The 3,690-nt window shown below is 71.1% G+C and carries 5 protein-coding genes and 1 pseudogene; 2 read left to right on the top strand and 4 right to left on the bottom strand.

Translation table 11 applies throughout. The annotated features are described in order from the left end of the window. The 3 genes and pseudogenes from AB0C38_RS49485 to AB0C38_RS49475 all read right to left on the bottom strand — a co-directional run. A pseudogene (locus tag AB0C38_RS49485) lies at nucleotides 1-88 on the bottom strand (3-hydroxybutyrate dehydrogenase); the annotation flags it as partial. Nucleotides 89-157: 69 nt separating this feature from the next. Then, a complete protein-coding gene (locus AB0C38_RS49480) occupies nucleotides 158-646 on the bottom strand; it encodes a DUF5130 family protein (protein ID WP_360688730.1) in 489 nt (162 codons plus the stop codon). Continuing rightward, the gene (locus tag AB0C38_RS49475; protein ID WP_360688727.1) at nucleotides 633-887 is read right to left on the bottom strand and encodes a hypothetical protein; all 255 of its coding nucleotides are present in this window, start codon (nucleotides 885-887) and stop codon (nucleotides 633-635) included. The genes AB0C38_RS49480 and AB0C38_RS49475 overlap by 14 nt, the downstream gene beginning before the upstream one ends. A 278-nt stretch (nucleotides 888-1,165) precedes the next feature. On the opposite strand from AB0C38_RS49475, the gene AB0C38_RS49470 reads away from it, so the two are divergent. Further along, the gene (locus tag AB0C38_RS49470; RefSeq protein WP_360688724.1) at nucleotides 1,166-1,537 is read left to right on the top strand and encodes a hypothetical protein; all 372 of its coding nucleotides are present in this window, start codon (nucleotides 1,166-1,168) and stop codon (nucleotides 1,535-1,537) included. A 110-nt stretch (nucleotides 1,538-1,647) separates the two neighbouring features. On the opposite strand, the gene AB0C38_RS49465 is transcribed toward AB0C38_RS49470, so the two are convergent. Then, the gene (locus AB0C38_RS49465; protein ID WP_329044121.1) at nucleotides 1,648-2,145 is read right to left on the bottom strand and encodes an HNH endonuclease; all 498 of its coding nucleotides are present in this window, start codon (nucleotides 2,143-2,145) and stop codon (nucleotides 1,648-1,650) included. A 460-nt stretch (nucleotides 2,146-2,605) separates the two neighbouring features. Between AB0C38_RS49465 and AB0C38_RS49460 the strand changes: the two genes are divergently transcribed. After that, nucleotides 2,606-3,592, top strand: a complete 987-nt coding sequence (locus tag AB0C38_RS49460) for a mechanosensitive ion channel family protein (RefSeq protein WP_360688720.1) — start codon at nucleotides 2,606-2,608, stop codon at nucleotides 3,590-3,592. Nucleotides 3,593-3,690 lie beyond the last annotated feature (98 nt).

Genomic DNA, 3,690 nt, shown 5'->3' with positions numbered 1-3,690 from the left:
CGCGAAGCCCGTGGACGCTCGACATGTTGACGATCCGGCCGAAGCCCCGCGCGTACATGGCCGGAAGCGTGTGCCGGATGAGCAGGAACTCGGGACCGGCGCCGGACGTGAAAGAGCCCCGCACCGAAGCTGGTGCGGGGCTCTTTTGTGGCTCGGGTCAGCGGGGCGCGGGGCCTGCCTGGTCCGACAGCATGCGCAGCGCGTTCGCCAGGCCGTTGACCAGCCCGCGCACCAGGTCGCCCTCCTTGAAGGACGCCACCATGCTGGCGATCGCGAGCTTGGCGCCGCGGTCGGGTAGGCGGACGTACGCCGCCTTGCCGGTGACGATCTCGATCAGGCGCTCGCCGGGCGAGACCGCGATCAGGACCGAGTTCGACGGGTCCGTCGTCGTCGCGTGCAGCTTCTCCGCCGCCGCGCGGCTGTCGGCGCCCAGTTCGCCGAGGTACAGGCTGAAGTCGAGGCCGGTCTCGCGGCTCGCGAACGTCAGCGCCTCGTCCAGGCGGGCCAGCTGGCGGGTGGTGAACGGGCTCGACGGCGCCTCGGGCTCGTACATCTTCGCGGCCGACACGCGGCCGCTGGACGTGAGACCCTCGCCGTAGCCCAGTTCGGATTCGTCGACGCGCTTCGTCAGCTCACCAGTTGCCACGAGCGCCTCCTGCCGCGGTCGATGCGCCCTCGGGCGCGCTGTTCTCGGCGCCGGCGTGCCGGTGCCCCGCGCCGACCCCCTCGGGGTTGGCACTCCACCACATGGCCGGGTAGTCCCAGGCCTGGCCGGACCGGTGCCGCGGGGCACCGCCGGACCTGCGCCGGAGCGTCAGCAGCCCGGCGAGGCCGTAGATGGCCAGCGGGATCACGGCGAAGACCACGATCGTCTCGACAACGTTCACGGCGCTGAGCGTATCGGATGACCTTCACGGCCACCGCGCGCGCCGCACTCGACCGTTCGTCGTAAGCCGAGTGCCGTCCGCCGCTTGCCTCGCGGCCACTGGAACGTTGGGGCGAAGACCGTCGGGCCGAAAGGTTGCAACTCAACGTACAGGCGGCCGCACCCGCCGCTGTCGTCTTGTCGCAGCCTTGAAATCCTCGTAGCTTTTTCACCTGTACGGGCCTTGCGCCCCGCTCCCCAGCCCCAGCAGGTAACGCACCGGTCCCAGGAGGCCTTGCCATGAACAGCGTCCAGACACCCGCGCAGGCGATCACCGAGACCTTCTCGTCACTGAGCGAAATCGAATTCGTGCCCGGAACGCGTGTGACGGCGGGCACAAGGGTTACCCGCGGTACACGCGTCACTCGCGGTACTCGCGTGACGGCGGGAACGCGCGTCACCATGGGCACCCGGGTGACGGCCGGGACGAGGGTCACGCGGGGTACCCGGGTCACCAGGGGCACCCGGGTCACGATGGGCACCCGCGTGACGGCCGGGACGCGCGTCACCTGTGGCACCCGCGTCACGCGAGGCACGCGGGTCACCCGGGGCACGCGCGTCACGATGGGGACCCGCGTCACCTGCCAGAGCGACTACGCGCTCGCTGCCTGACCCCGCACTCCAGGGCCGCACGCACTACCTGAACACGCGCAAGCACCCGGCTCGCCCCGGCCGCCGCAAGGCAGCCGGGGCGCCGGCATGTCCGGGGCCGGAGAAAGCGCTCAGGCGGCGGAGCCGAGATACGGCCGCCAGAGCGGGTCGGCCTCTTTGGAATGGGCGAGCAGCCGCCAGTGCGGGCCGTGGGGAGCCCGCGGGACGACGCGCAGCCGCCAGCCGATCTCCGAGAGCAGCCGGTCCGCTTTGCGGTGGTTGCACTTGGCGCAGCAGGCGACGCAGTTGGTCCAGGCGTGCGGTCCGCCACGGCTGCGCGGGATGACGTGGTCGATCGTTTCGGCCCGCCCCCCGCAGTAGGCGCAGCGGTACCGGTCGCGGTGCATCAGCCCGGCGCGGGTCAGCGGCACCTGCGCCCGGTAGGGCACGCGCACGTACGTGCTGAGCCGGATCACCGAGGGCACCGGCAGCGACACCTTGGCCGAGTGCAGCTCGATGCCGCCGGGATCGCCGTGCACCACTTCGGCCTTGCCGCACATCACCAGCACCACGGCCCGCCGTAGCGGCAGCGCGGTCAGCGGTTCGAACGTGGCGTTGAGCAGGAGCACCCGGCGCCGGCCCCACGAGGGGGCGGCCGGATCCCGGCCTCTACTACGCTGTCCGGGCGGGCGGGTACTGTGCCGCTCGTTGCCGATCCGGCTGCAGTCACGGCCGATGGCTTTCGTGGCGAACACTACGTGCTGCTCGGGGTCCGGCCTGCTTTCGGCCGGATTAGCAACCCCCCCTGGGCGGTTCCCCGGCCCGGCCGGGACGGCTCCGCCGGATGCGGAACCCCCCGGATAGGCACGCAGAACCACCTCTGGCGTCTCGGCGGCCATGGCTTGGCCGGAGACGCCGCGGGGGCTGGGTTGTCGGTCTGGCACTCGACCACCTCCAGGGGCGTAGGCATAGTCGACCACAGAACTGGCCCCCAGCGCACGTGTGTTACAAGACGTGTCACATCCGCGCGACCCAACATCCACTTGAAGTTGGGGTAACCGAGCTGATCGGAAGGATGATCGAACTCCCGTGTCCCCCCTGCTCCCCTCCGCCAAGCCGCCGTGCGTCGACGACGTGAGCACTTTCTGTCACCAGGTGTATCTGGCAACGAACAACGAGTGGCTGGCCGGCTCGGCGAACTGGCTGCTGACCAAGCCGCTGAAGATCCTGATGATCGTCGTGATCGCGTTCGTGGTGCGCCTGCTGATCAAGCGGCTGATCAACCGCGTCACGACGCTGCCGCGGTCCAGCGGCAAGCTGCCGGCGCTGCTGCGCCCCCTGCGTGAGCGCGCCCCCGAAGTGCTCGGCTCCGCCGTGATCGAACGCCGCCGCCAGCGCGCGCAGACCATCGGCTCGGTGCTGAAGTCGATGGCGACGTTCCTGGTCTACGGCCTCGCGTTCATCCTCGTGCTGGGTGAGCTCGGCATCAACCTGGGCCCGATCATCGCCTCCGCCGGCATCATCGGCGTCGCGATCGGGTTCGGCGCGCAGAACCTGGTCAAGGACTTCCTCTCCGGCATCTTCATGATGGTCGAGGACCAGTACGGCGTCGGCGACGTCGTCGACATCGGCGAGGCGACCGGCACCGTCGAGGCGGTCGGCCTGCGGATCACCACGCTGCGCGACCTCAAGGGCACCGTCTGGTACGTCCGCAACGGCGAGGTGCTGCGCGTCGGCAACTCGAGCCAGGGCTTCGCGGTCGCGGTCGTCGACGTCCCGCTCGGCTACTCCGCCGACGTCGAGCGCGCGACCACGGTGCTCGGCGAGGCGGCCTCGGCCGCGACCGAGAGCGACGCGCTGAAGGACAACGTCCTGGAGCCCCCGGAGATCCTGGGTGTGGAAAGCGTCACCCCGGAGGGTCTCCAGCTACGGCTGACCGTGAAAGTGCGGCCGGGCAAGCAGTGGGCGGTCCAGCGGGCGCTGCGGGCCCAGTTGCTCGCGGCCCTGGAGGAGGCCGGTTTCGAGCCCCCGCTCGGCCGGCTGTTCCCGAACTCCACCCACGTGGTCGGCAAGTAGCGGCCCGGGCGGGGGGGGCGGGCGGGGCGCCGGCAAACAGCCGCCCGGCCGGCCGCAGCGCTGACAAGACGCGCGGGGGGCCCGCGGGGGCGGCGCGC

Origin of the sequence: Amycolatopsis sp. NPDC048633, from assembly GCF_040650695.1 — a bacterium.
In the GTDB taxonomy this organism is placed as follows: Bacteria; Actinomycetota; Actinomycetes; order Mycobacteriales; family Pseudonocardiaceae; genus Amycolatopsis.
This window is presented reverse-complemented; position numbering and strand designations above follow the sequence as displayed.

Bases quoted from the DNA above. Each gene is read 5' to 3' on its own strand.
- AB0C38_RS49470 (WP_360688724.1), top strand. From the start codon at position 1,166: ATGAACAGCGTCCAGACACCCGCGCAGGCGATCACCGAGACCTTCTCG.